At 70.3% G+C, this 23,692-nt stretch carries 24 protein-coding genes and 2 pseudogenes; 17 read left to right on the forward strand and 9 right to left on the reverse strand.

What is annotated here, in order from left to right; translation table 11 throughout:
* Nucleotides 1-142: 142 nt before the first annotated feature.
* Complete coding sequence (locus ACFSL4_RS03115; RefSeq protein WP_381078095.1) at nt 143-817, reverse strand: histidine phosphatase family protein; 675 nt, start codon at nt 815-817, stop codon at nt 143-145.
* Entirely contained in the window at nt 814-2,133 is a 1,320-nt protein-coding gene (gene hemL, locus ACFSL4_RS03120) for a glutamate-1-semialdehyde 2,1-aminomutase (RefSeq protein WP_381078098.1), read from the reverse strand. The genes ACFSL4_RS03115 and hemL overlap by 4 nt, the downstream gene beginning before the upstream one ends.
* Before the next feature lie 403 nt (nt 2,134-2,536).
* Between hemL and ACFSL4_RS03125 the strand changes: the two genes are divergently transcribed.
* On the forward strand, nt 2,537-3,034 hold the full coding sequence (locus tag ACFSL4_RS03125) for a hypothetical protein (protein WP_417820016.1): 498 nt from the start codon (nt 2,537-2,539) through the stop codon (nt 3,032-3,034).
* Between the two features lie 67 nt (nt 3,035-3,101).
* Here ACFSL4_RS03125 and ACFSL4_RS03130 read toward each other — a convergent pair.
* A pseudogene (locus ACFSL4_RS03130) lies at nt 3,102-3,449 on the reverse strand (tyrosine-type recombinase/integrase); the annotation flags it as partial.
* 181 nt (nt 3,450-3,630) lie between these two features.
* Between ACFSL4_RS03130 and ACFSL4_RS03135 the strand changes: the two are divergent.
* Complete coding sequence (locus tag ACFSL4_RS03135) at nt 3,631-4,290, forward strand: ImmA/IrrE family metallo-endopeptidase (RefSeq protein ID WP_381078103.1); 660 nt, start codon at nt 3,631-3,633, stop codon at nt 4,288-4,290.
* 8 nt (nt 4,291-4,298) lie between these two features.
* On the opposite strand, the gene ACFSL4_RS03140 is transcribed toward ACFSL4_RS03135, so the two are convergent.
* Genes ACFSL4_RS03140 through ACFSL4_RS03150 form a run of 3 tightly spaced genes read right to left on the reverse strand, consistent with a single transcriptional unit; the run spans nt 4,299 to nt 6,782 of the window.
* Entirely contained in the window at nt 4,299-5,024 is a 726-nt protein-coding gene (locus ACFSL4_RS03140) for a WbqC family protein (protein WP_381078224.1), read from the reverse strand.
* Nucleotides 5,025-5,052: 28 nt separating this feature from the next.
* Complete coding sequence (locus ACFSL4_RS03145; protein WP_381078105.1) at nt 5,053-5,742, reverse strand: YdcF family protein; 690 nt, start codon at nt 5,740-5,742, stop codon at nt 5,053-5,055.
* On the reverse strand, nt 5,739-6,782 hold the full coding sequence (locus tag ACFSL4_RS03150) for a helix-turn-helix domain-containing protein (RefSeq protein WP_381078106.1): 1,044 nt from the start codon (nt 6,780-6,782) through the stop codon (nt 5,739-5,741). Before ACFSL4_RS03150 ends, ACFSL4_RS03145 begins: the two co-directional genes overlap by 4 nt.
* Nucleotides 6,783-6,901: 119 nt before the next feature.
* Between ACFSL4_RS03150 and ACFSL4_RS03155 the strand changes: the two genes are divergently transcribed.
* The 8 genes from ACFSL4_RS03155 (at nt 6,902) to ACFSL4_RS03190 (ending at nt 11,761) form a co-directional block, all read left to right on the forward strand.
* Nucleotides 6,902-7,318: a hypothetical protein gene (locus tag ACFSL4_RS03155; protein ID WP_381078108.1), complete on the forward strand. Its 417-nt coding sequence runs from the start codon at nt 6,902-6,904 to the stop codon at nt 7,316-7,318.
* Nucleotides 7,318-7,731: a hypothetical protein gene (locus tag ACFSL4_RS03160; protein ID WP_381078110.1), complete on the forward strand. Its 414-nt coding sequence runs from the start codon at nt 7,318-7,320 to the stop codon at nt 7,729-7,731. Before ACFSL4_RS03155 ends, ACFSL4_RS03160 begins: the two co-directional genes overlap by 1 nt.
* Nucleotides 7,728-7,964 (forward strand): DUF7848 domain-containing protein, encoded by a 237-nt coding sequence (locus ACFSL4_RS03165; RefSeq protein ID WP_381078112.1) that lies wholly within the window; start codon nt 7,728-7,730, stop codon nt 7,962-7,964. Before ACFSL4_RS03160 ends, ACFSL4_RS03165 begins: the two co-directional genes overlap by 4 nt.
* Nucleotides 7,952-8,101: a hypothetical protein gene (locus ACFSL4_RS03170; protein ID WP_381078114.1), complete on the forward strand. Its 150-nt coding sequence runs from the start codon at nt 7,952-7,954 to the stop codon at nt 8,099-8,101. The genes ACFSL4_RS03165 and ACFSL4_RS03170 overlap by 13 nt, the downstream gene beginning before the upstream one ends.
* Before the next feature lie 103 nt (nt 8,102-8,204).
* Entirely contained in the window at nt 8,205-9,365 is a 1,161-nt protein-coding gene (locus tag ACFSL4_RS03175) for a radical SAM protein (RefSeq protein WP_381078117.1), read from the forward strand.
* Complete coding sequence (locus ACFSL4_RS03180) at nt 9,362-9,574, forward strand: hypothetical protein (RefSeq protein ID WP_381078120.1); 213 nt, start codon at nt 9,362-9,364, stop codon at nt 9,572-9,574. The genes ACFSL4_RS03175 and ACFSL4_RS03180 overlap by 4 nt, the downstream gene beginning before the upstream one ends.
* A 121-nt stretch (nt 9,575-9,695) precedes the next feature.
* On the forward strand, nt 9,696-10,505 hold the full coding sequence (locus ACFSL4_RS03185) for a phosphotransferase family protein (RefSeq protein WP_381078227.1): 810 nt from the start codon (nt 9,696-9,698) through the stop codon (nt 10,503-10,505).
* Between the two features lie 494 nt (nt 10,506-10,999).
* Nucleotides 11,000-11,761: an RNA polymerase sigma factor gene (locus tag ACFSL4_RS03190; protein WP_381078122.1), complete on the forward strand. Its 762-nt coding sequence runs from the start codon at nt 11,000-11,002 to the stop codon at nt 11,759-11,761.
* A 277-nt stretch (nt 11,762-12,038) separates the two neighbouring features.
* Here the strand turns inward: ACFSL4_RS03190 and ACFSL4_RS03195 are convergent, their stop codons facing one another.
* Complete coding sequence (locus ACFSL4_RS03195) at nt 12,039-13,487, reverse strand: amino acid permease (protein WP_381078124.1); 1,449 nt, start codon at nt 13,485-13,487, stop codon at nt 12,039-12,041.
* 627 nt (nt 13,488-14,114) lie between these two features.
* Here ACFSL4_RS03195 and ACFSL4_RS03200 point away from each other — a divergent pair.
* From ACFSL4_RS03200 to ACFSL4_RS03210, 3 genes are all read left to right on the forward strand, one after another.
* Nucleotides 14,115-14,849, forward strand: a complete 735-nt coding sequence (locus ACFSL4_RS03200) for a FadR/GntR family transcriptional regulator (protein WP_381078126.1) — start codon at nt 14,115-14,117, stop codon at nt 14,847-14,849.
* Between the two features lie 76 nt (nt 14,850-14,925).
* Nucleotides 14,926-16,398: an APC family permease gene (locus tag ACFSL4_RS03205; protein ID WP_381078128.1), complete on the forward strand. Its 1,473-nt coding sequence runs from the start codon at nt 14,926-14,928 to the stop codon at nt 16,396-16,398.
* A 111-nt stretch (nt 16,399-16,509) separates the two neighbouring features.
* The gene (locus tag ACFSL4_RS03210) at nt 16,510-17,136 is read left to right on the forward strand and encodes a LysE family translocator (protein ID WP_381078131.1); all 627 of its coding nucleotides are present in this window, start codon (nt 16,510-16,512) and stop codon (nt 17,134-17,136) included.
* Between the two features lie 191 nt (nt 17,137-17,327).
* Here ACFSL4_RS03210 and ACFSL4_RS03215 read toward each other — a convergent pair whose 3' ends face one another.
* Nucleotides 17,328-18,680: a glycoside hydrolase family protein gene (locus ACFSL4_RS03215; protein ID WP_381078134.1), complete on the reverse strand. Its 1,353-nt coding sequence runs from the start codon at nt 18,678-18,680 to the stop codon at nt 17,328-17,330.
* Between the two features lie 197 nt (nt 18,681-18,877).
* Between ACFSL4_RS03215 and ACFSL4_RS03220 the strand changes: the two genes are divergently transcribed.
* The 4 genes from ACFSL4_RS03220 to ACFSL4_RS03235 all read left to right on the forward strand — a co-directional run bounded on the left by ACFSL4_RS03220 (nt 18,878) and on the right by ACFSL4_RS03235 (nt 23,273).
* Nucleotides 18,878-19,897 (forward strand): LacI family DNA-binding transcriptional regulator, encoded by a 1,020-nt coding sequence (locus tag ACFSL4_RS03220; RefSeq protein ID WP_381078137.1) that lies wholly within the window; start codon nt 18,878-18,880, stop codon nt 19,895-19,897.
* 127 nt (nt 19,898-20,024) lie between these two features.
* Nucleotides 20,025-21,371 carry an ABC transporter substrate-binding protein gene (locus ACFSL4_RS03225; protein ID WP_381078140.1) on the forward strand — a complete coding sequence of 449 codons (1,347 nt, stop codon included), beginning with the start codon at nt 20,025-20,027 and terminating at the stop codon, nt 21,369-21,371.
* A 63-nt stretch (nt 21,372-21,434) separates the two neighbouring features.
* On the forward strand, nt 21,435-22,424 hold the full coding sequence (locus ACFSL4_RS03230; protein ID WP_381078143.1) for a carbohydrate ABC transporter permease: 990 nt from the start codon (nt 21,435-21,437) through the stop codon (nt 22,422-22,424).
* A gap of 6 nt (nt 22,425-22,430) precedes the next feature.
* Nucleotides 22,431-23,273, forward strand: a complete 843-nt coding sequence (locus ACFSL4_RS03235; RefSeq protein WP_381078145.1) for a carbohydrate ABC transporter permease — start codon at nt 22,431-22,433, stop codon at nt 23,271-23,273.
* A 20-nt stretch (nt 23,274-23,293) separates the two neighbouring features.
* On the opposite strand, the pseudogene ACFSL4_RS03240 reads toward ACFSL4_RS03235, so the two are convergent.
* Nucleotides 23,294-23,691, reverse strand: a pseudogene (locus tag ACFSL4_RS03240) (M20/M25/M40 family metallo-hydrolase); the annotation flags it as partial.
* Between the last annotated feature and the right edge of the window lies 1 nt (nt 23,692).

The following is a 23,692-nucleotide window of genomic DNA, read 5'->3' on the forward strand; positions in this document are numbered from 1 at the left end:
GGGCCCGGGGCCGGGGCCCGGGGCCAGGGCCGAAGCCGGGGTCGGGGCCAGGGCCTGAGCCCGAGGCCGGGGCCGGGGCCTGAGCCCGAGGCCGGGGCCGAAGCCGGGGTCGGGGCCCGGGGTAAGCGCGAAGCGGAGCCTGTCAGGCCCCGAACGCCTTGTCCTTCCCCTTCACCGGCTTGGCCCCCGCCAGCAGATGAGCCGGAACCAGGTCCCGGGCCGGCTCGGTGTACCCGACGGACACGATCTTGTCGCCCTGGTAGGTGAACGTGGTCAGGGAGGCGAGCGTGCACTGCCGCCTGCGCGGGTCGTGCCACAGCCGCCGCTTCTCCACGAAGCTGCGCACGATCCAGATCGGCAGCTGGTGGCTGACGCACACGGCCTCGTGACCGCGCGCCGCGTCCTTGGCGGCGTCCAGCGCCCCCATCATCCGTACGACCTGCTCCACGTACGGCTCCCCCCAGGACGGCTTGAAGGGGTTGACCAGGTGCTTCCAGTTCTCGGGCCGTCTCAGCGCCCCGTCGCCGACACCGAAGGTCTTCCCCTGGAAGACGTTGCCGGCCTCGATGAGCCGCTCGTCGACGGCGAGGTCGAGCCCGTGCGCCTTGGCGATCGGGGTGGCCGTCTCCTGCGCCCGCTCCAGCGGGGAGGCGGCGACGTGGGTGACGTCCCGGGACGCGAGGTGCTCGGCGACCCGGTCGGCCATCCGCCGGCCCAGCTCGGACAGGTGGTAGCCGGGCAGGCGCCCGTAGAGGATCCCGTCCGGGTTGGCGACCTCGCCGTGCCGCATCAGGTGGACGACGGTGATGTCACTCATGCTGCCGTGGCCTCCGCAGCTGCCCGGGCCGCCGCCGGAAGGGCGTCGGCGATCCGCTGGATAGCCCGCTCGTCGTGGGCGGTGGAGACGAACCACGACTCGAAGGACGAGGGCGGCAGATAGACGCCCTGGGAGAGGAGGGAGTGGAAGAAGGCGGTGAACCGGAAGGACTCCTGCGCCTTGGCGTCCTCGTAGTCCCGCACCGGGCGGTCGGTGAAGAACACGGAGAACATGTTGGAGGCGGTCTGCACCTGGTGGGCGACGCCCTCCTTGCCGAGCGCCTCGGTGACCAGGGTGCGGATCTGCGCGGAGACCGCGTTCACCGTGTCGTACGCGGCGTCGTCGAGCAGCCGCAGCTGGGCGAGGCCGGCCGCGGTGGCGACCGGGTTCCCGGAGAGGGTGCCGGCCTGGTAGACGGGCCCGGCCGGGGCGAGGTGCGCCATCACGTCCGCCCGCCCCCCGAAGGCGGCGGCGGGGAAGCCGCCGCCCATGACCTTGCCGAAGGTCATGAGATCCGGCTCGACCCCGTCGATCCCGTACCAGCCGGCCCTGCTGGTCCTGAACCCGGTCATGACCTCGTCGGAGATGTAGAGGGCGCCGTTCTCCCGGCAGAGGTCCTTGAGCCCCTGGTTGAACCCGGGCAGCGGCGGCACGACGCCCATGTTCCCGGGCGACGCCTCGGTGATCACACAGGCGATCTCACCAGGGTGCGCGGCGAAGGCGGCACGGACGGCGTCGAGGTCGTTGTAGGGCAGGACGATGGTGTCGCCGGCCTGGGCGCCGGTCACGCCGGGGGTGTCGGGCAGCGCGAAGGTGGCGACCCCGGACCCGGCGGCCGCCAGCAGCGAGTCGACGTGCCCGTGGTAGCACCCGGCGAACTTGACCACCTTGGACCGCCGGGTGAACCCGCGGGCGAGCCGGATCGCCGACATGGTGGCCTCGGTCCCGCTGGAGACGAGCCGCACCTGCTCGACCGGCCCGACCCGGGCGACGATCTCCTCGGCGAGCGCGACCTCGCCCTCACCCGGCGTACCGAAGGAGGTCCCGCGGGAGACGGCCTCCTGGACGGCGGCGATCACCTCCGGGTGGGAATGGCCCAGGATCATGGGCCCCCACGAACACACTAGATCGACGTACTCACGTCCATCGGCATCGGTGAGATAAGGGCCGCTGCCGGACACCATGAACCGGGGCGTACCGCCCACGGCGCGGAAGGCGCGCACCGGAGAGTTCACGCCGCCGGGCGTGACGGCCGCCGCGCGCTCGAAAAGAGTCTGCGAAACTGGGGCTTCGTACGGATAGCTCACACTAGCCATGGTGTCAGAGCCCTCGAAGGTCCCGCGGACAGGTGTTTGCACGCACGTTTCGGCGAGCAGCCGCGGGGGAGGTCACTGACACGATGATCGGGTTGCGCGGCGGGGGCCACGCGTCCTAGAAAAGCAGTCGGGTGGAGATATGCATCGCGGTGGCGGACTGGGCGAGGGGACCGATGACCTGGGTCCTCGGCGTGCCCGGCGGGGAAGGCACCGGCGCGAAGCGGAGGAGACGACCGAGACACGTCGGCCACAGGAGCCGCAGGAGGCGCGCGACCCTTATGGCTCGCGGGGCACGCAGAGCTCCCATACTTCACAGGGTTCACAGAGTTCACAGAGCTCGCCGCTTTCGCCGGGCTCACAGCGTTCGCAGGGAGATCCTGAGCGAATCGGCCGGGCGGCCCGTATGGACCGTGGAGAGCGTGCGGTCGACCGGCTCAGGACAGGGAGCGGGAATGGTGGTCGGGTGGGGGTGACGTACAAATACTTCGGCGCGCCGGACGGCGCCACGGCAGCCCGCGTCCCGATCTCGATGCGGCCCGAGGAGCTCGGCGGTGACGAGCTCGGCATGGGCGGCATGTTCACCAAGATCAAGCCGGAGACCATGGCGGCGATGGTCCTCACGGGCATCGAGGGCGTCCCGCTGCACAAGGTCCCACCGCTGGAACTGGTGGTCCTGCACCCCGACTACGCGGTCGTCAAACTCCCCATGACCGTCGTGGACCCCCTGCGCGACATCGGCGAGGAGGCGGTGGGCGCCGCGGCCTTCATCTGGTCGACGGTCCCGGACCGCGGCGGGCCACGGGACGCGTTCAACGTGTACCAGCTGCTGCACGAGTGGCAGGACTTCAGCCATCGGCTGCATGAGGCGGGGCATCAGCCTTATTGCCTGGTGTGGCCCTGACCTGGGGTTTCTCGGGTAGTGGGCGGGGTTTTCGGACCCCGCCCTCGTCATGTGCCGGGAGGGGCCATCAGGCCGCCAGGGCACATTGAGGGCACATGGGTTTGGACGGGGGCACTGATGTGCCCTGGTCGGCGGCCGGGTCGCCGTCGTCCTTCCGCTCGGCTTCCGTGAAGGCGTCGTCGATCGCCTTGCGGGTGCGGGTCTCGCTGGACGGCAGCAGGTGCATATACGTCCGCAGGGTGAAGCCCGGGTCCGAGTGGCCGAGGTACTCGGAGAGCGCCTTGATACTCTCCCCCGCGTCCAGGAGCACGGAGGCGTACGCGTGCCGGAGGGCGTGCATCCCGTCTTCCGGGGCCGCCTGGAGGTACCTCGCGCCGCGCTCACGGGGAGGAATCACCCCAGCGGCGGCCAGAGCGGTCCCCGCCGGGCGGACAACGCCGCCGGTGACCCGTAGTCGGCCGCCGGAACCAGTCCCAGGGCCAGGGCGTGTGTGGAGTTGTGATCAAGGCTGCGATCCGAGGTATCGGATCCAGAGGAGGCCGGCACTGCCCACGGACCCTGCCGCAGCAGCACGCGAGCTGCGGCGACGCTGGAGCATGGGAGACGGCCCCGTCACCCACCTGGTCCGACGCATGGAATCCCACGGCATCGTCGTCGTGATGCCTCCCGCATCCGACCCCTCGGCCGCCACGGTCGACGCATTCTCCACGCGTGCAGCGAGGCCGCTTGTGGTCCTCACCGCCAACCGCGCTGACGACGTCTACCGCCACCGTTTCACGGCCGCCCATGAACTGGGGCACCTCGTACTCCACGGGGACGCCACCGGTGACAGCCGTCAGGAGAAGGAGGCCGACGCCTTCGCCGCCGAGTTCCTCACTCCGCAGGACAGCATCCTGCCCCTCCTGCCCAAGCGAATGGACCTCGCCCGCCTGGCCGAACTCAGGCAGGTTTGGGGCGTCTCCATCCACTCACTCGTCTACCGGTGTCGCGAACTCGGGCTCATCTCCGATGCCACGACAAGCCGTACTTACCAACGCCTCCGAGCCCTGGACGGCCAACCGGGCTTCATTCCGGAGTCGGTTGCAAACTACTCCGGCGAGCAGCCGTCACTGCTGCGCCAAGCCTTCGAACTTGCCTGTAAGGAAGCTGATCTTTCAGTGGCTGCGCTGGCGCACGAGCTGGCCTGGACGACCAAGCGCGTCCGAGAACTGCTCGACGTCCAGGAACAGCGCCCCGTTCTACGCCTCGTGCAGTAGCGGCTCAGTCACGCCCAGGCTTCAAGGAAGCGCGCTCCTCGTCGGGCAGCCAGTCGGTTCGCCAGCGCCCCGGGCCCGATCTTGCTCAGGGCCCAGAGGCTGCTGATCCGCCGGCTCCACTGCCAGAGCGGGTCATGCGTATCCACAGGGGTGCGGAAAGGCAGCACGGGGATGCCGTGGGCATCGAAGGGACCCACGTCGAGGTAACGCAAGCCACCGGGGCCGCACAGATAGTGGGTGCTGCCGGTGGCCGCGGCGAGGTCGGCAAGGTGCTCGGACCGGCTTTGGCGGGTCGGGATCTCGCTACTATCCAGCACGTCCCCCGACCAGCCAAGAGCCGTGAGCAGGGCAATCGTTGATGTTTTCGCGACGCCTGCCACGCATTCTGAGGTGTCGAGTGTGTCCAGGACCGCGTCCAAGACGTCACGCACGGCACCCCAGTGGCGGCTACGGCCGTAATACTGGCGCACGAGCAGTTCGACCGTCCGGCGCGAGCGGCAGGGATCAACGAGCCGCGCCTGGCTGATCAGCGTCGGGTGCCCATGTGGAAGGTGCGTCGGGAGCGTGAGCCACTGCTGCCGCCCAGGATCGTCCAAGGAAGCCATCCGGGCACGGTGCTGGAAATCGCGCCGGGCGAACTGCACGTCGGCCAGGACGATCCACCGGTCGGCAGCGAAGAGCTTCGCCAACGTGGACAGCCGCGGAAACAGGTTCGGCTGGTGGATCGCACACACCCCGCCCGGCGGCCCGACGCGCGGTGACTCAGGTGCTGATGAGGCGGCTGTCGAATCCGCCGTGCAGAAGGCGCTCGTAAGCGTCATGCACATCCCCCGGTACGTCCTGCTCGACGGCGAACCCGAGCTTCGGGTACTCGATCACCCGTTGCAGGTCACCGACGAGCATGTCGACAACGAGCTTCTCGTCGCCGATCGACTTGATGTAGTCGTCCAGCTCCAGCGGCTCGGACGCACACACGACCTCGACCTCCGGCCACAACTTGCGGCACGTCGCGTACGAGCGACGCTCCATGTACGGCTTGGAGATCAGCAGCAGCGACTCGACCCCGATACCGGCTCCGGCCAGCAGCTCACGGGAGAAGGTGATGTTCTGGCCGGTGTTCGCCGCCTTCGCCTCGACCAGGATCGCCTCGTTCGGCACACCCAGACTCAGAGCGTGCTCGCGGTAATGGACCGCTTCGCCGCGCGGGAAGCGGGCCCGGGTGGTGGGGCTGTTGCCGCCGCTGAAGACCACGACCGGGAAGAGGCCGGCGCGGTAGAGGTCGGCGGCCGCCGTGGCGACACCGAGGTCGTGGCTGCCCAGGCCGATCGCCGCCGAGCAGGGCCGCTGCTCGTGGCCCATCTGGTGGTAGTTCCAGATCAGCGTCGCGTCGTGGAACTGCTCGTCGGTGATCTGGCGCTGCTCGTGCTCCGGCACTGGCACTCCCTGGCTCATCCCTGCTGGTCCTTCCGGATGCCCTCGATGCTGCGCAGCTGGTGGCTCAGCCCGTACTGGCGAGCCACCTGTGCCGCCTGATCGAGGACGGACAGCCCATCATTCCGGGTCGCCGCATCCGACAGAAGGATGTGCCCGTACGCGGTGTCCAACCGCACCCGCTGCATCGGGGAGTCGACCGTGCCGGTGGTCCGCGCGATGTCGATGTAATGCAGGGCCTGCTTCAGGTCGCCGGCGCCCCGGTGGGCCAGGGCCAGCTTCTGGTGGGCGACCGACCAGTCCTCCGGCTCGCCCAGCTCCTCGAAGGAGCGGGTGGCCTCGACCATGACGCCGGTCGCGTACTCGTTGTCGCCCTCCTTGCTCAGCGCCGTACCCACCCACAGCCGCGCCCTGGCACGGTCGCGCGGGCTCAGGCGCTGGTCCCCGGCGAGGAGTTCGTAGTGGCGAGCGGAGGATTCCAACTGGCCCGACATCTCCTGGACGACGGCCAGCGACAGCTCGATCTGAACCACCCGGCGCGGGATGTCGAGCTCGGTGAACATACCGCGAGCGGTCAAGTAGGAGTGCCGGGCTGAGAGTGGGCCGAGGATCGCGCCCTGATCGCGCTGGAGGTCGCCAAGGAGCACGAGGGAACGGCCGTACAAGTAGAGGCCCTTGCCGTCCAGCTGATGCGGTGCACGGTTGCCCAACCAACGGTTCAACAAGGTCGAGGCGAACGGGAAGTCCTGGCGGCTGATGCAGACAACAGCGCGCTCGATGTCGTCGGTCCAGGTCTCGTAATCCGCCGGCCGCGCGCTCTTCCGCTCAGGGAACAGCACTGCCTCGAAGCGGGCTTGGGCGGCGGAATCCGCCCGTGTGAGTGCGGTATCGAGGATGGCCTGGGTGTCCGGTCGGGGCTGCGTCTCCGCGCCGAGGCTCTCCCACTTCGCAACCGTGCGCAGCGCGACACCGAGGTGCTCGGCGAAAGCGCGCGTGCTCATGCGCAACGCGGCGCGCAGGGCGCTCGCCTCCCGACCTGTCCACTGCTGCACGCTGACCACGGATGACCTCCCTCCGTCACGTATGGAAGCACTGTCGGTGACGACGTGGGGTGGGAAGTGCAACGGAAGTACAACAGCAGGTCATTTCGAGGCCGTTCACGACCGCCGACGCTGTGGGCATGGACGACGACCTCATCACCGAACACCGCCCCGTCGCCTTCCCTCAGGTCTTCGGCTACCTACGCCACGTCACCGGCGGGTTGCCCCGCCACGCGGCGCTCGTCGACTGCCTCACCGAGTACTGCGACCGGCACGAACTGGCCCTGTGCGGCGTCTTCGCCGAACGCGACTCCACGATGATCATCCGCTCCCCCGCCTTCGTCGGTCTGCTCGACGTGCTCGAACTCCCCGATGCCTACGGCGCCGTGGTTCCGGCGCTCAGCCACCTCGGCCCGAAGGACCTCGGCACCGAGCGCAAGCGGCAGATAACAGCAATTGGCGCTCGTCTGATCGTGGTCCGCCCCCTCACGCCGACCAGGGGGTCCCCCTCTTCGCTCGGCGCGAGCCACAGCTTCCGGCCGCAGGGAGACGCGTGATGTCCGTGCGTGACGCGTTGCGAAGCGCGCCCATGGTGAACGACGTGCCGGGGCTGCGGCTGCTGAAGGTCGGCGATGGCTGGGACGTCGTGCGCACCTCCGCCGAGATCGGCCTCCTGGCCCTGGCCTACCTGCGCTGCATCGGTACGTCCGTGGGCCCCGTGCTCTACGACAGGCCCAACGGGCGTCTCTACTACGCCGTCCCGACCGGCTCCGCAGCCAGTTGGGTCGATCTGCCGGTACGGCACCTCTCCACCAACTCCTGGCTCGTCGCCCCCGGCCTGGAGCGGCTCGACGACTGGTTCGGCGGATGGTGCGAACTACCCGACGACGACACCCTCACCGACACGGACGTCCTCCGCGCTGCTCTCCAGCACCCCTACGTCGCCACAACTCTGGAGGCGGTTCGATGACCAGCCGCACGATCATGTGCCACCAGGAGTGGACCCTCCAACCCGACCGGGAACCCGACGCCGAGCCCACCACGCACGCCATGCAGTGCGCGGTCTGTGGCGAGACCTCGCCTCCCGGCACCGACTTCGCCGATCCGCAGAGCTGGGTGTTCACGCACGGTGGCCGCAATCCCTCGCACCATACGTACCGGGAGATCATCACCCGCCCGTGGAGGGCCTGGTGGAAGCCGTGAACGGCCGTGTCGCCGCCCGGGCCGGCCGGGACGCCTGGGCCGCCCGCTGCACCGGACCACTGCTGATCGTGCTCGTGTCCGCCGCGTGCGGCCTCGTGATCGGCGTGGTCACCTCGACCGCACGGATCGCGCCATGACCCGCGCTTGGCGAAGGGGTCCACTGGCCGAGCTGGCGGCCAGCCTGATCACCGCCCACCACCAGGTCCGACCAACCCTTCCTACCCAACCCGTGGAGGTCCCATGACCGAGACGAACACCAGCGCCGAGAGGCTGACGACCAAAACAGCTCCTCGGCTCGTGGCCAGCCCGTTTCTCGCCCAGTACCTCCTTGTCCAGCCCGGCCTGGCGGCAGGCGTGCGCATCCCGGAGGTCCGCTACGAGGAGCTGCGGGCTTCGGGGGCGGAGGGACGATCCGTCCCGGACTGGCTGACCGACGCGGCGAGGGAGGCGTGGGGGACCGAACTGCCCTCGTCGCCAGTCGGCGACATCGTCCTCGTCCGCGAGCGGTCCCGGTACGGGTACGGCAAGGCGTCGTGGGAGATCAACCTCGGCTGCGACTACGACTGCGAGTTCTGCTACCTCGGCGAGAAGCGGTTCGAGGGCCTTGACTGGGCAGGCAAGCAGACGCTGCTCCAGACACTGAGGGACGCCGGTGTCCTGTGGTTGCAGATCACAGGCGGTGAGGCGCTGATCGACCACGAGTTCGGCGCGGCGTACGAGTACGCCCACCAGCTCGGGATGATGGTCCAGGTCTCGTCCAACGGCTCCAGCTTGCGGAAGCAACCGATCCGGGACCTGTTCGCCCGCCACCGGCCGTACCGGCTGACCCTGAGCGTGTACGGCGCGACCGCCGAGACGTACGACAAGGTCACGCGGAACCGCGGGGCGTTCAACCGGTTCCTGATGGGTCTGGACGCCGCCCGCGAGGACCGACTGCCAGTCCGGCTGAACGTGATCGTCTCGGACGACAACGCGCATGAGACAGACGCAATGGTGCGCCTCGCGAAGTCGTACGGCTTCCCGCACCAGGTCTTCACGAACATGTCGCCCACGATCGACGGCGAGGCTAACCCGCTGGCGACGCAGGCACTGGGCCACCTCAAGGCCCGGAGCATCTTCACTGGCTGCAACGCCGGCCACTCGTTCTTCCACGTCAACCCGCACGGCATCGCGTCAATCTGCAAGGTCGGCCGTGACCCGAGCGTGAACCTCATCACCGAGGGCGTCGAAGCCCTCCCCCGACTCGGCGTGATCGCCGAGTCCCTACAGCTCCGCACCGGTGGATGCTCCGGCTGCACGAAGGTCGGCACGTGCCGCACGTGCCGGCCGCTGGCCAGGCTCTACCAGGAGGCGGGGGACCGACGAGAGCTCTACTGCCAGCATGGAGGTTACGGATCATGACTCCGCCCACCGCAACCCTGACCCCGCCCCGCGAACCGGTCATGCTCACCATCGGCCGACGTCCGATGGAAACGCCGACCAGTGCCCTACCGGTGCAGCTGACCGCCCTGTCGATCAAGGACGACGAGTTCCAGATCATCGCCAACCTGGACGAGGCTGCCGAGGGCGCCGAGTGCAGTTGCTCGGCCGGTGACGACCAGCCGTACTAAATCCACCACGGGTGGCGCGCGTGCCACCCTCTCGTTCCATCCCCTCAGTAGCGCCCCGGCCGTACCCTGGCCGGGGCGCTACTCCCCCTATCCGAGCACCCTGAGGAAACCGCGCGTGTCCATGTCCCGCATCGCCTACGAGCAGCTTCCCGCCGACGTCCGCCAAGCCGTCGCTGACAAGATCGGTGCCGTGCACAGCTCGCTGACTGCGCAGGACGGAATGAACTCCGGCATCGCCTCCGTCCTGGAGACGAACAGCGGCAGGGTCTTCGTAAAGGGCATCCCGTCCGACCATCCCCAGGTCGCTGCCCAACGCCGCGAGGCAGCCGTCGCCTCGTACTTGCCAGCGTCTTGTCCGCGTCTGTACTGGCACCTGGAGTTCGGCGGCTGGAGCTTGCTTGGCTACGAGGTGATCGACGGCCGCCACGCCGACTACACACCAGGCTCGCCCGACCTGCCGCTAGTGGAAGCCGCGCTTGCCGAGCTGCAGGACGTCACAGCACCCCCGGGCATCGGTCTCAAGGACGCCGTTGACCGGTGGGCAGACTACGCACCGCCGGGCTCCCTGCACTACTTCGAGGGCAACACTCTCCTGCACACCGATTTCGCCCCGGACAACGTTCTGATCACCGGTGAACGTGCGCGACTCATCGACTGGGCCTGGCCGACCCGAGGGGCGGCCTGGATCGACCCCTGCACCCTTCTCCTCCAGCTCATGGACGCCGGGCACTCCGTGGAGGAGGCGCTCGCCTTCGCTAGTCGGTTTCCGTCCTGGCGGGATGCAAAGGCCGAGGCGCTCGCAGCGTTCAGCTCGGCCACGGCGGCACTGTGGCGGGAGATTGCTGAAGTGGAGGGGACACCATGGAAGTTGGGGATGGCGAAGCGGGCGGCGGAGCTCGCGCGCGTACGGGACTGGGCCCTGTGGACGTGAAATAACCCGCCCATCCGAGGTGTCCGCCTCCCAAGCCGCGAGGACGGCATCGCCTTCACCGGAGCCATCAAGGCCACCGTGATGTCCCGTCCCGCACCCACTCGCCGCAGCCGCCAACGACCGAAGTGCCCCGCCCACATGCCTGCTGCGTCCAAGTCGAGTTCTCAGCTCCCGTGTGCTGGCCCCGGTCGTGGCCGAGTAGAAAAATTCTCCGGCCTTGTCATGAGATCGGGCCTGCCGCGCCTCTCCAGACGTGTACAGCCTCTGCTCTGGACCCCAGGGCGGGAGGCCGCTAACTATGAGGAGGAGTTCCGTGGAGATCGCGGGCGCGTTGTTGTCCATCGTCGTGGTCCTGGCTCCGAGCCTGAAGGGGTGGGTGGACAGCGTGTCCTATCGCAATCGGGTGCAAGCGAGAGCGGCTCTGATTCGGGCCCGCCGTGGGCAAGGGGATGACGGCGGTAGCGCAAAGCAGCTCGGCAAGCGGGGGCAGAGCCGTGCCTGAGAAACCCGAGACCCTGGTGAGTGAAGCCCTGGAGTCGCTGTATCGGGATCACCGTGGTGAGATGCAGGGGCTTGCGCGCCGGCTCCTGGCCGAGGAGCGCCTGCCGGAGTCCGTCCTGTCCGCCGAGGACGCGGTGCAGACCGCATTTGCCAAGATTCTGCGCGCCCCTGAACAGATCCACGATCTGCGCGCTTATCTCTATGCCGTGATACGCAGCGACGTACGGACCGCAGGCCGTCAGAGCCGACGGCGCGCGGTCCTGGCCGCAGTGCCCGCCCACCAGGCGCAGTCGGCAGACGGGCACGTCGCAGACTTCAGCGACTTGGTTAGCAATCGTGTGGCTGTGTACAGGGCCTTGCACGACCTGCCTGCGCAGCAGCGGACCGCTGTGTGGGCGACCAAGGCGTTGGACTACACGCAGGCCGAGACCGCCGAGGCTATGAATAAGAAGCCGGGAACGGTCGCCACTCATGTCGTGCGCGCGGTGGCAGCGCTCCGAATCCATCTGGCTGCCCTGCTGGTGGTGGGCGTCATGGCGCTCTCCCTGGCTGGGAGTCGCCTCCTCAGGAGCATGCAACCCCCGGCAGGCAGCCCTCAAGACCCTCTGCTGCAGGCTCCGTCGGCCTCGACATGGATCTACGGGACCGTAGGCTGTCTCCTCGTCTCCGGCCTGGCCCGCTGGGCGTTCAGGCTGTGGAAAAGCCATCGGCTGCATGAAGCGGGGCATCAGCCGTACTGCCTTGTGTGGCCCTGAGCGGGGGTTTCATGAGGTTGGGGCGGGCCTTCCGGCTCCGCTCTCGTCATGGGAACACCGCCGCGCCCGCCCGGCGCGGAGCCGTACGCCGGCTCGGCATCTCTCACCGGCGTCAGCGCGCCGAGTCCGTGCGGAGCGTGACGCGCGCCGGTGTGAGGGCGGTGGCGCCGGCCGGCGTTCCCCACCGGACCGGAGATGCGCGGCGACCCCGCGGCGGCGGTGCGGCAGAAGCGCCGCACCACCGCCGCCGGGCGGACGGGCCCTCAGGCCCCGGTCTTTACGACGAGGTGACGGTCTCGCGCCCGCGGCCCAGGCGTCCGCGGACCAGCGCGACGGCCACCACGCCCGCCGCGACCGCGGTGGACAGGACCACCTGGTCGCGACCGCCGCCGTCGGCGGTGTCGGTCAGCATGTAGCCCAGCACGAACGTGATCAGGGCGATGGCGGCCCAGGTCAGGTAGGGGAAGAGCCACATCTTGACCGTCAGCTTCTCCGGCGCCTCCCGCTGGAGGATCCTGCGCATCCGCAGCTGGGAGAAGCAGATCACCAGCCAGACGAACAGGGCGATCGCGCCGGAGGAGTTGAGCAGGAACTGGAAGACCGTGTCCGGCCACAGGTAGTTGAAGGCGACCGCGACGAAGCCGAAGACCACCGAGGCCAGGATGGCCGTGCGCGGCACGCCGCGTTCCGTGGTGCGGCCGAAGGCGGCCGGGGCGTCGTTGCGCCCGCCGAGGGAGAACGCCATCCGGGACGCCGTGTACAGGCCGGAGTTGAGGCAGGACAGCACGGAGGTCAGCACGATGGCGTTCATGATCTGGCCCGCGTGCGGGATGCCGATGGAGCTCAGTGCGGCGACGTACGAGCCGTCCTTGAGGATCGCCGGGTCGTCCCAGCGCAGCAGCGAGACGACGATCAGGATCGAGCCCAGGTAGAACACCGCGATCCGCCAGATCACGCTGTTGGTGGCCTTGGTGACCGCGCCCCGCGGGTCCTCGGACTCGCCGGCCGCCAGCGTGACGATCTCGCTGCCCATGAAGGAGAAGACCACCATCAGGACGCCGGTGAGGATCGCCCCCGGTCCGTGCGGCAGGAACCCGCCGTGCGCGGTGAGGTTGGAGAAGCCGCTCGCCGGGTGGTCCGAGCCGGGCAGCAGGCCGAAGATCGCGAGGGAGCCCAGCACGATGAACGCGGCGATGGCGACGACCTTGATACCGGCGAACCAGAACTCGAACTCGCCGTAGGAGCTGACCGAGGCCAGGTTGCTGACGGTGAGGACGATCATGACGATCAGGGCCCAGCCCCATTGCGGGACCGCCGGGATCCAGCCGGAGAGGATCTTGGCCCCGGCGGTGGCCTCGACCGCGAGCACCACGACCCAGAAGAACCAGTACAGCCAGCCGATGGTGAATCCGGCCCAGCGGCCCAGCGCGCGGTCCGCGTAGGCGGAGAACGAACCGGAGGTGGGGTTGGCCGCGGCCATTTCGCCAAGCATGCGCATGACGAGGACGACGAGGACGCCGACGAGGGCGTAGGAGACGAGGATGCCGGGGCCCGCGGCGGCGATGCCGGAGCCGGAGCCGACGAACAGGCCGGCACCGATGACACCGCCGATCGCGATCATCGACAGGTGGCGGTTCTTCAGCCCGGCGCGCAGGCCGGAGCCCACGGAGGGGCTCTCGGCGGTGGTCGCCGGGTCTGCGGCGGAGAGAGGGGGACGTGTGGTCATCTCGACATCCATCCAGGGAGGGAGTGCGGACGAGGACATGCGTCGGCGGGCCCGGGCGGGGACGACCGCACGGGTTTCGCCGAAGGGGGACGGGGTGTGGAGGTCGGACGCGTCGCGGGTCGCGATCACGGCTGCCGTGCGGGCACAGTGAGTCGCGGCCTCCTGGCCCGTGTCCGCGGGAGCGGGCACGGGTGACCGACAGGAAAATAGTTCACGACGATCGAAAAAAACAAGGGCGTCCGCCGGGCGCCTTCCTCGCGACACCCGCGCACCCTCGGCGCGCGGCGCGACGGCAGCGCGCAGCACCGCCCACCCGGGGGTTGTTTTAAGTGTTCACCATGCCCTAATTTACCGAGCGTCGCGGAACCCCGTCGTCCGTCGTGGGCACCGCGCCGTCCTGTCTCGCGTGTTCCGGCCCCGTGGGAGCTCCCTGTGCACAACACCGCAGCGTGGTCGCGAGAGCCGCCGCTGACCCGGCGTCGGCCACCCCCGGGCGACGGCGTCGGCGCCGGGAAGCCGGCCCGGTCCGCCCGGCGGACCGAGAGCGAGCCCTGACCGTCCGGGGCCCGGCCGGGCGTCGTCACCCGCGGGCCGTGACCCCGACCAGCAGGCCGTTAGGGTGGCGTCGTGGTGAATCCAGCGGGCAAGTTCGGCCCGTACAACCAGCCGGGCCCGGCGCGGCCGGCGACGGTCGGCGGGGTACGTGACACCCGCGTCCTGCCAGGCAGGGGCCAGACGGGATCGGAACTCGTCCGCTCGCGGATCGCACTGCGGGTGCGTCTGAGGTCCGTGTCACCGGGAGACCGGCTGCCGGACGCCGGCGTCCTCGCGGAGGAACTGGGGATCAGCGAGATCACCGTGCGCCGCGCGCTGGAGGGGATGTGCCAGGACGGCCTGCTCGACCGCCGGCGAGGGCGGGCGGGCGGCACGTTCGTCGCACCGGGCTGGGACGCGGTCGTCGCCCTGATGCACGACGCCGAGGAGGCGGCGTCGCTGGACGCCTTCCACCTGCTGCTCGAATGCGGTCTCGTGGCGCGCGGCACGGGCGACGTCCCGGCCGGTCACCTCGACGGGCTGCAGGCGCTGGTCGACGAGATGGACCGGGCCGAGGACCCGGCACGGCTCCTCGAACTGGAGACGCGCTTTCATCTCGACCTCGCGCAGGCGCTCGGCGGCGCCGGCATCCGTGAGTTCGCCGCCGACGTGCTCGGCCGGCTCTGCGTGCTGCTGCCCGCTCCGGCACCCGCGGTGGTACGGGCCCGCAACCGCTGCCACGCCGAGCTGCTCAGCGAACTCGGCCGCGGCGCCATGGACCCGGCGGTGCGGGCGGTGAAGGCACACCAGCATGCCCGCCCGAGCTGACCTCCGGTGGCGTCGGCCCGGATGCCGACGGCCCCGCGCGCCCCTCGCGCCGCCACCTGCAGAAGGAGCTGCCGCCATGACTGACCCCCCAGCCGTCGGCCCGTCGTCGCCGCCGGGCCCCGTCGGCGGCACGCCCCAGCGCCTGCGCGGCGGCGTCCTCGGCATGGCGGACATCGCCGCCGCCACGATGGCCAACGTCGGCCCGGCCATGAGCTTCTTCTTCGGCTTCGCCTTCCTCGCCAGCACCGCGGGTGTCGCCTCCCCGCTGACCATCGTCGCCGCGGGCATCGCGGTCGCGCTGCTGGGCAACACGCTCGCCGAGTTCTCCCGGGCCCATCCCTCCGCGGGCAGCTTCATCACCTTCGTCGGCAAGTCCTTCGGGCCGGTCAGCGCGGTGGCCACGGCGCTGCTGGCCGGGCTGGGCTACATCATCGGGATGGCCGCCGTCATCGCGATCTCGGGCGGGTTCGTAGAGATCACCCTGCACCACTACACCGGCGTCGACGTGCCGTGGATCATCTGGACGCTGCTGCTGACCGGGCTGTCGGTGGTGCTGATGCTGCGCGGGGTGGTGGTCTCCACCAAGTGGGCCGGCTACTTCTTCGGCGTGGAGATGGTGATGCTGGTCGTCGTCTCGGTCGCGGCGATCGCCGGGCATCGCGGCCACCTCTCCGCCGACCCGTTCCTGCCCGGTCACATCAGCCACGGCGTCACGGGCCTGGCCGCGGGTTTCCCGCTGGCGGTGTACCTGTTCATCGGCTGGGAGAACTCGGCGGCGCTGGCCGAGGAGACGGAGAACCCGCGCCGCAACGTCGGCCGCGCCGTGTTCTTCTCCATCGCGACCATGACCGTGAGCTACATCCTCTTCTCCTACGCCACGGTGACCGGCTTCGACTACGACGTGGCCAGGCTCGGCCATTCCCGCATCCCCTTCATCGACGTCGCCCAGGACACGCTCGGCGCGCTGGCCTTCGTCGCCTATATCGGGGGCCTGACCTCCACCCTCGGCGTGCTGATCGCCGGCATCAACTCCCAGGCCCGCCTGGTGTTCAACGCCGGACGCGAGGGGCTGCTCCCGTCCTTCTTCGGCTATGTGCACCCCACCCGCCGCACCCCGACCAACGCGATCGTCACCTTCGCGGCCATCTCGCTGCTGATCATCGGGGGCTGGGGTCTGGGCCATCTGCTCGGGGCCGACGGCGGCCCGATGAACCCCGTGGTCTTCTTCACCGAGTCCTCCAGCCTCGGCTCCATCCTGATCCTGCTGGTCTACCTGGCGTCCAACATCGCCCTGCCGGTGTACTACCGCCGGTACCGTCCTAAGGAGTTCCGCACGATCCGGCATCTGGTGCTGCCCGCGATCGGCACCCTGGCCATCCTGGTTCCGCTCTACTACCTCGCCAAGCCAGGGCAGCCCGCGCCGTACAGCTGGTTCCCCGTCGCGGCGCTGGCCGCCCTGATCGGCTCCATCGGCTACGCGACGCTCCTGGTCCGCCGCGACCCGAGCCTGGCCGACCGGGTCGGTTCCGTCGTCGCCGACGCGGATTGATCGGGCGCCGCACCGCTGGGTGAACGCGCGCCCTCGCCCGCTCGGCCGGTGCCACGACCCGGCCGGGCAAACGGCTTGTGAGGCCTCCGGGCGCCCCGTGATGATGGCGCGATGCTGACCTCAGTGATGGCGTTCATCGGGGCGGCCTTCCTGATCGCGATGGTCCCCGGGCCCAGTACGGCCGTGATCCTGCGCCGCGCGGTGGTGAACGGCCGCCGCAACGGCATGGCCACCGTGCTGGGCAACGAGTGCGGGGTCGTGCTCTGGGGCCTCGCCGCGGCGTTCGGCCTCTCGGCCCTGCTGCTGGCCTCGCAGCTCGCCTACGACGCGATGCGGATCTCGGGGGCGGCGGTGCTGGTGTGGATGGGGGCGCGCGCGGTGTGGCAGGCGCGGCGGGCCGGCGCCCCGGAGGCAGAACCGGCGGGCGTGGCGGCGGCGGTGTCCCACGGCCGGGCGTACCGGCAGGGCCTGGTCACCAGTTTCGCCAACCCGAAAGCGGGCGTGTTCGCGGTGTCCTTCCTGCCCCAGTTCGTTCCGCAGGGGGCGCCCGTACTGCCGACGCTGGTCGCCTTCTCGGTGATCTGGGCCGTGATCGACCTCGTCTGGTACCTGCCGCTGGTCTGGCTGGCCGGGCGGGCCCGGGATGCGTTCCGGCGCCGGTCCGTGCGGCGCCGCATGGAGCAGATCTCCGGGGCCGTGCTGGTCGCGCTGGGGCTGCGGCTGGCGCTCGAACCCTAGGGGGTGTTTCGAAGGTCCTGTGCGGTGCCCGCGGTGTCCGGTGCGTGCTCTCGGCGTGCCGGACGAAAGCCCTCGTACTGGACGTACTCGGGGTTTCGGCCGGTGCGGCGAGTGGGGGTGCCCCCTGCTCGAAGAGCCTGGGGGAGCGTGCCGGGCGCCGTGGGTGCTGTGCGGGACTTTCGAAACACCCCCTAGACGCTGGGGCCCGGCCACACCGCCGAGGCGTCGTCGCGGGCGGGGTCCGGCAGGCGGACCGGGCGGACGGGGATCGTGCGGGTGCGGCCTTCCGAGAACGCCGTCCACGGGGCGGGGCGGCCCGAGTAGCACAGGGTCGTCAGGGCGAAGACGCCGTCGGCGTAGACCTCGATGTACTCGCCGATGGTGAGGATGCGCAGGGTCGCGGCCGGCTCGGCGAGGACGGTCTCGCCCAGCCGCATGCCGTCGGGGCCGGTGGCCCAGATGTTCTTGCCGTCGCAGCCGACGGTGACGGCGGGCCGGCCGCCTCCGCCTCCGTCGGTGTCGGTGCGCAGGGTGATCTCGACCCGGCCGGAGACGTCGAGGTCACCGACCGCGTGCAGCACGGGCCGCTCGGTCTCCTCGCCGAGCCAGTCGTCCAGGCCGGGCCACCACTCCAGGCGCGGTGCCCCGTCCACGGGTGTGACCAGGAGTTTCGGCTGGGCGAGCATGCCACGGCAGCGGTCGCCGGAGTCGGTGAGGCCGACGCGCCGGGGGGTGGTGTGCAGGACGACGCGGGAGCCGTCGGGCGCGGTGATGACGCGGGGGGCGTAGGAACCGGTCGGGCCGAGGGTGCCCCGGCGGGTCCAGGGCCCGCGCAGCCGGGGCGCGGTCCACGCCTCGAAACCCCGGGTGGAGCCGATGGAGCCGAGCAGCAGCCAGCCGCCGTCGTCGAGGCGTTCCAGGACCGGGCACTCCAGTTCGTCGACGTCGCCCGGTGAGATGAGCGGCGGGTGCACGGTCCAGTGCTCCAGGTCGCCGGAGGTCGCCCAGCCGACGCAGCCGCCGGCCTCGACGGGCCGGGAGGCGTCGGTGGCGCAGACGACCATGACCCAGCCGTCCGACTCGTCGTCGGGTACGACGAACGGGTCGCGCCAGCCCATGTGTTCACCGGTGCGGTACCACCGGGCGTCGGCCTCGGCCACCGGGCCCGTGCCGTGCCGGCGCCAGCCGGTCCCGTCGGTGCGGTCGGAGTAGGCGAGCCCCACCGACTGGAGGGGCCAGCCGCCCGGGGTGAGGCCGGAGACACCGGTGTAGAACATCGCCATTCCCTCGCCGTGCCGGACGGGGTGCATGGTCCACACCGCCTGCTGGTCGAAGCGGCCGGGCAGGCCGTTGCCGAAGGCGGTCCCCTCGGGTGTCCAGCGGACCAGGTCGGCGGAGGTGGCCCGGCCGTAGGACGTCTCCATCCGCAGATGGTCGAACTCGGCGGTCCACGGGCCCTGCAGATGCAGTACCGCGTAGGTGCCGTCGTCGTCGCGCAGCAGCGCGAAGTCGTTCACACAGAGGCCGGGCGGGGCGTATCGCATGCACAGTTCCTGTCGGCTCGCAGCGCTCAAACGCATGCGCTGACCAGTGACCACGAAGGTCTCACTTCAGAATCGAGCCCAGTAAAACTGAACGCAAACGCTTGCGCAACAAGGCGGCCGGGTTTACGGTCACGTCACTCACAGGTCACACCCACGTGAAATCCGGGCCGATGCCACCAGCGAGGAGGAAGAGCGCCGTGACGGTCAGCATCACCGACGTCGCCCGCGCCGCCGGGGTCTCCACATCCACCGTGTCCCGCGCGCTGCGCGGCCGGCCGGGCGTGTCGGACGAGGTGCGGGCGCAGATCGCGACGGTCGCCGCACAGCTCGGCTACACGGCGTCGCGGTCGGCGTCCAGCCTGGCCAGCGGGCGCACCTTCACCATCGGGGTCATCGCCCCGTACATCGGCCGCTGGTTCTTCGGCACCGTCCTCGACGCGGCGGAGAAGGTGTTCAGCGCCGCCGGCTACGACGTGCTGCTGTACAACCTGGGCACGCCGGAGACACGCAAGCGCTTCTTCACCAGGCTGCCGGTGCGCAAGCGGGTCGACGCGGTGCTCTCGCTGCTGATCCCCGACGAGGAGGAGGCCGCCGCGCTGCGCTCCCTCGAGGTGCCGCTGGCCTCCACGGTCGGCGGCGCCCGGGAGGGCTTCACCGTGGTCGGCATCGACGATCACGCCGGGGCGGCGAGCGCCGTACGCCATCTGGTGAACCTCGGCCACCGCCGGATCGGCATGATCTCCGGAGCCAGCGAGCCGCTGCACTGGACCACCCCCCTCGCCCGCCGCCGGGCGTACCTGGACGTCCTGGCCGACGCCGGCATCGAGCACGACCCGAAGCTGGAGGCCGACGGCGGCTACACGGTCGAGGGCGGCGAACAGGCCATGACCGAACTGCTGGCCGCCTCCCGACCGCCGACCGCGGTGTTCGCCCAGTCCGACGAGATGGCGATGGGCGCTCTGCGCGCCTTGCGCCGCCACCGGCTGAGGGTGCCGGACGACGTGTCCGTCGTCGGCTTCGACGACCACGAACTCGCCGAGGTGATCGGGCTGACCACCGTCGCCCAGCCGGTCACCGGCCAGGGCGCCGAGGCCGCCCGGCTGCTGCTGGAACAGCTCGACGCACCCGACGCCGAGCCGCCCGGCCATGTGCAGATGCCCATCCGCCTGATCCTGCGCGAGACCACCGCCCCGCCCAGCCCCCGCGGCCCCCAGTAGACGCCCGAGGCATCCCCCACGCACCCCGGTGACGACCCGGAGCATCCCCCAGGATCCCCCACCCCCACGCCGGAAGCACCGCCGTACCGAACCATCACCCCAGCACCGACGCACGGAGGCACCCAGCATGACCGCCGGAAACAGAAGGTACCGTCGTACGGCCTGTACGGGCCTGACCCTCGCTCTGCCGCTGGCCGCTCTGGCGGCCTGCGGCCCGGGCGGCGGCAGCGGCGGCGCCTCGGCCGAGGCCGGCAGCGGCACGGGCACGATCAGCGTCTGGGCCCACCAGGGCGAGACGAGCGAGGCGACCGCGCTGCAGAACGCGGTGAAGTCCTTCAACTCCTCGCAGAGCAGGATCAAGGTCAAGCTCAAGCTGATACCCAGCAACGACTACACCAAGGTCATCACCGCCACCCCCGCCGCCGAGCTGCCGGACGTCATGGAGTTCGACGGCCCGACCATGGCGAACTTCGTCTACACCAAGCGGCTCGCCCCGCTCGACGACTACGTCTCCGTCCGGACCATGGCCAACGCCACCGACGCGAGCAAGGCACAGGGCGAGATCAACGGCAAGCACTACGGGCTGGGCATGTACGACTCCGGGCTCGGCATCTACGGCAACAAGAAGCTGCTGGACGCCGCCGGGGTGGCGTATCCCAAGGGCCTGTCCGACGACTGGACGGCGGCCGGGTTCACCGCGGCGCTCAAGGCGCTGAAGGCCAAGGACCCCGACGGCAAGGTCCTCGACATCCAGGAGGGCAACGGCCTGGCCACCGAGTGGGGCACCTACGGCTTCTCCCCCGTCGTCTGGTCGGCCGGCGGCTCCCTCCTCAAGAACGGCAAGGCGGAAGGCGTCCTCGACGCCCCGGCCGTGGTCTCGGCGCTGAAGACCTGGCAGTCCTGGAAGCCCTACGTCGACCCCAACACCGACGGCAACGCCTTCGCCAAGGGCCGCGTCGCGCTCAGCTGGGTCGGCCACTGGATGTACCCCGCGTACAGCAAGGCCCTCGGCGACGACCTCGTCGTGCTGCCGCTGCCCGACTTCGGCAACGGCCCCAAGAGCGGGCAGGGTTCCTGGGCCTGGGGCATCGGCGCCGGCTCCAAGAACGCCAAGGCCGCCGGCGCCTTCCTCGACGCCCTCCTCGACGACACCAACGTCACCGCGATGACGACGGCCAACGGCGCGCCGCCCGCCACCCGCTCCGCCCTCGCCAAGAGCACCCTCTACAAGCCGGGCGGCCCGCTGCGGCTCTTCGCCGACCAGCTCGCCAAGCCGTGCGGTGACCGCGCGATCGACAAGTCCTGCGTCGCCGTCACCCGCCCGGTCACCGCGGGATACCCCACCGTCACCGCAAAGTTCAGCGAGGCCCTCAACTCCGTCTACGGCGGCGCGGACCCCAAGATCGCGCTGGGCAAGGCCGCCCGCGCCATCGACCGGGACTTCGCCGACAACGCCGGCTACCAGATCCCGTAGGACGCATCGGCCGGGGCGGGCGCGTCGCGAGCGGCGCCCGCCCCGCCGGGAACAGGACCCCCCGTGAAAACCGTGGAATCCGCGCAGGCCGCACCCCAGGGCCGGGACCAGGCTCCGCCCGCGCGCACCGGCAGACCCGCCCGGCGCGGGCGCAGGAACCGGGACGGGCTGCACGGACTGCTGATGTCCGCACCCGCCGTCGCCGGCCTCGTCGCCTTCGTCGGCGTTCCGTTCGGCTACGCCGTCGTGCTCTCCTTCTACAACGTGCGTCTCGGCTCCCCGCTGGCGCCGTCCTTCTTCGGGCTCGAGCAGTACCGGCGTCTGTTCACCGACCCCGACCTGTCCGGCCCGTTCCTGCGGGCCCTGCTCAACAACCTGACCTTCGCCGCGGTCGTCGTCCCCCTGCAGACCGGCCTCGCCCTGATGCTGGCGATCCTGCTCAACCGCAAGCTCAAGGCCATCGGCGTGTTCCGGTCCCTGTTCTTCATGCCGGTCGTCTTCCCGATGACGCTGGTCGCCGTCATCTGGCGGCTCATCCTGGCCCGCAGCGACCAGGGCATGCTCAACTCGGCACTGCACGCGGTGAGTTTCGGCCACTGGGGCGCCTTCGACTGGCTCGGCGACACCGCCACCGCGATGGCCTCGGTCATCGTGCTGTCCGTGTGGCAGGGCGTCGGCTTCCAGATGGTCATCCTGCTGGCCGGTCTGCAGCAGATCCCCGACGAGCTCTACGAAGCCGCCCAGCTCGACCGCGCCGGCCGCTGGCAGCGGTTCCGGCACGTCACCCTGCCCGGTATCCGCGGCACCCTCGTCTTCGTCGCCATGCTCACCTCGGTGCTGTCCTTCCGCGTCTTCGACCAGGTCTACGTCCTCATCCACGGCGGCGGTCTCGACGAGGACGCCGCCCGCACCGTGATGTACCAGGCCGTCACCACCGCCTTCGCCCAGAACAACATCGGCCAGGCGTCCGCGATCACCGTCGTCTTCTTCCTGATCGTGGTCGTCCTGACCGTCGTCCAGCGCCGCGTCGTCCGGCCCGACAACGAGGACTGACCCCCCATGGCCATGACCCGCGGGCGTGTGCGCCGCATCGCCGACTACGCCGTCCTGAGCGTGCCGGCGTTCATCTTCGTGCTGCCCGTCCTCTACCTGTTCCTGGGCAGCCTGAAGCCCTCCGACGAGGTGCTGGGCGGTCTGTCCGGCTTCCTGCCCACGCATCTGTCCTTCGACAACTACGCGAAGGTCCTCGCCAGTCTCGACTCCGACAGCACCGGCTACTTCTGGCGCTTCATGGGCGTCTCACTGCTCGTCGCGTTCGTGGTGGTGACCGGTGGCCTCTTCGTCAACTCGATGGCCGCGTACGGCATGTCCCGGCTGAAGTGGCGCGGCCGCGAGGCGGTCTTCACGCTCGTGCTGCTGCTGATGCTGGTGCCGTTCGAGTCGGTGGCCGTGCCGCTTTTCTACATGTTCAACGACCAGCGCGACACCCTCTTCATCCAGGCGATCCCCTTCATCGCCAACGCCTTCTCCGTCTACCAGTTCCACACGTTCTTCCGGAAGATCCCGCCCGGCATCGAGGAGGCCGCGCGCCTGGACGGTGCCGGGCCCTGGCGCACCTTCTTCGCGATCGTCGTCCCGATGTCGAAGCCGGCCTTCGCCTCGGTGGCGATCCTCACCTTCCTCACCCAGTGGGGCTCCTTCCTGTGGCCCGTGCTGATGGTCTCCGACCCGTCGGTCCGCCCCCTGCCCCTGGAGATGAGCGTCTTCCAGGGCCAACAGCCCCCGGACTGGGGACAGATCCTCGCCTTCGGCGTCCTGCTGGTGCTGCCCGTCCTGGTGGTCTTCGCGTTCTTCCAGCGCTGGTTCGTGCAGGGCGTCGCCTCCTCCGCGGTGAAGGGATGAGGGCGGCGCCACGGTCACCCTCACATCGTTCCGGCCGTCCGCAGCACCGTCAGCGCGAGCGCGCGGGCCACGGTCGCGGTCTCCCGGACCGAGACCCGTTCCCGCGCGCTGTGGGCGAGCCGTACGTCGCCGGGCCCGTACTGCAGGGTGGGGATGCCCTCCGCCGCGTACAGCCGCAGATCGCTGCCGTACGGCGCCCCGCGCTCCGCGGCGGGGGCCGCCCGTCGCGTCGGCGTACGCCGCGGCGACCGTCTCCCGCAGCGGGTGGCCCGCCGGCAGCCGCCCGCTGGCGAACTGCCCGCCGGGCCATGTCACGACCGCCGGGTGCGTCCGCAGCCACGGGTCCGCCGCACGCCAGCGCCACGCACCGCTCCAGTTCCGCGCGGGCGGCGGCCGGGTCCCCGCCGACCCGGGCCCCG

Origin of the sequence: Streptomyces caeni (assembly GCF_042678285.1) — a bacterium.
GTDB classification, from domain to species: domain Bacteria; phylum Actinomycetota; class Actinomycetes; order Streptomycetales; family Streptomycetaceae; genus Streptomyces; species Streptomyces caeni.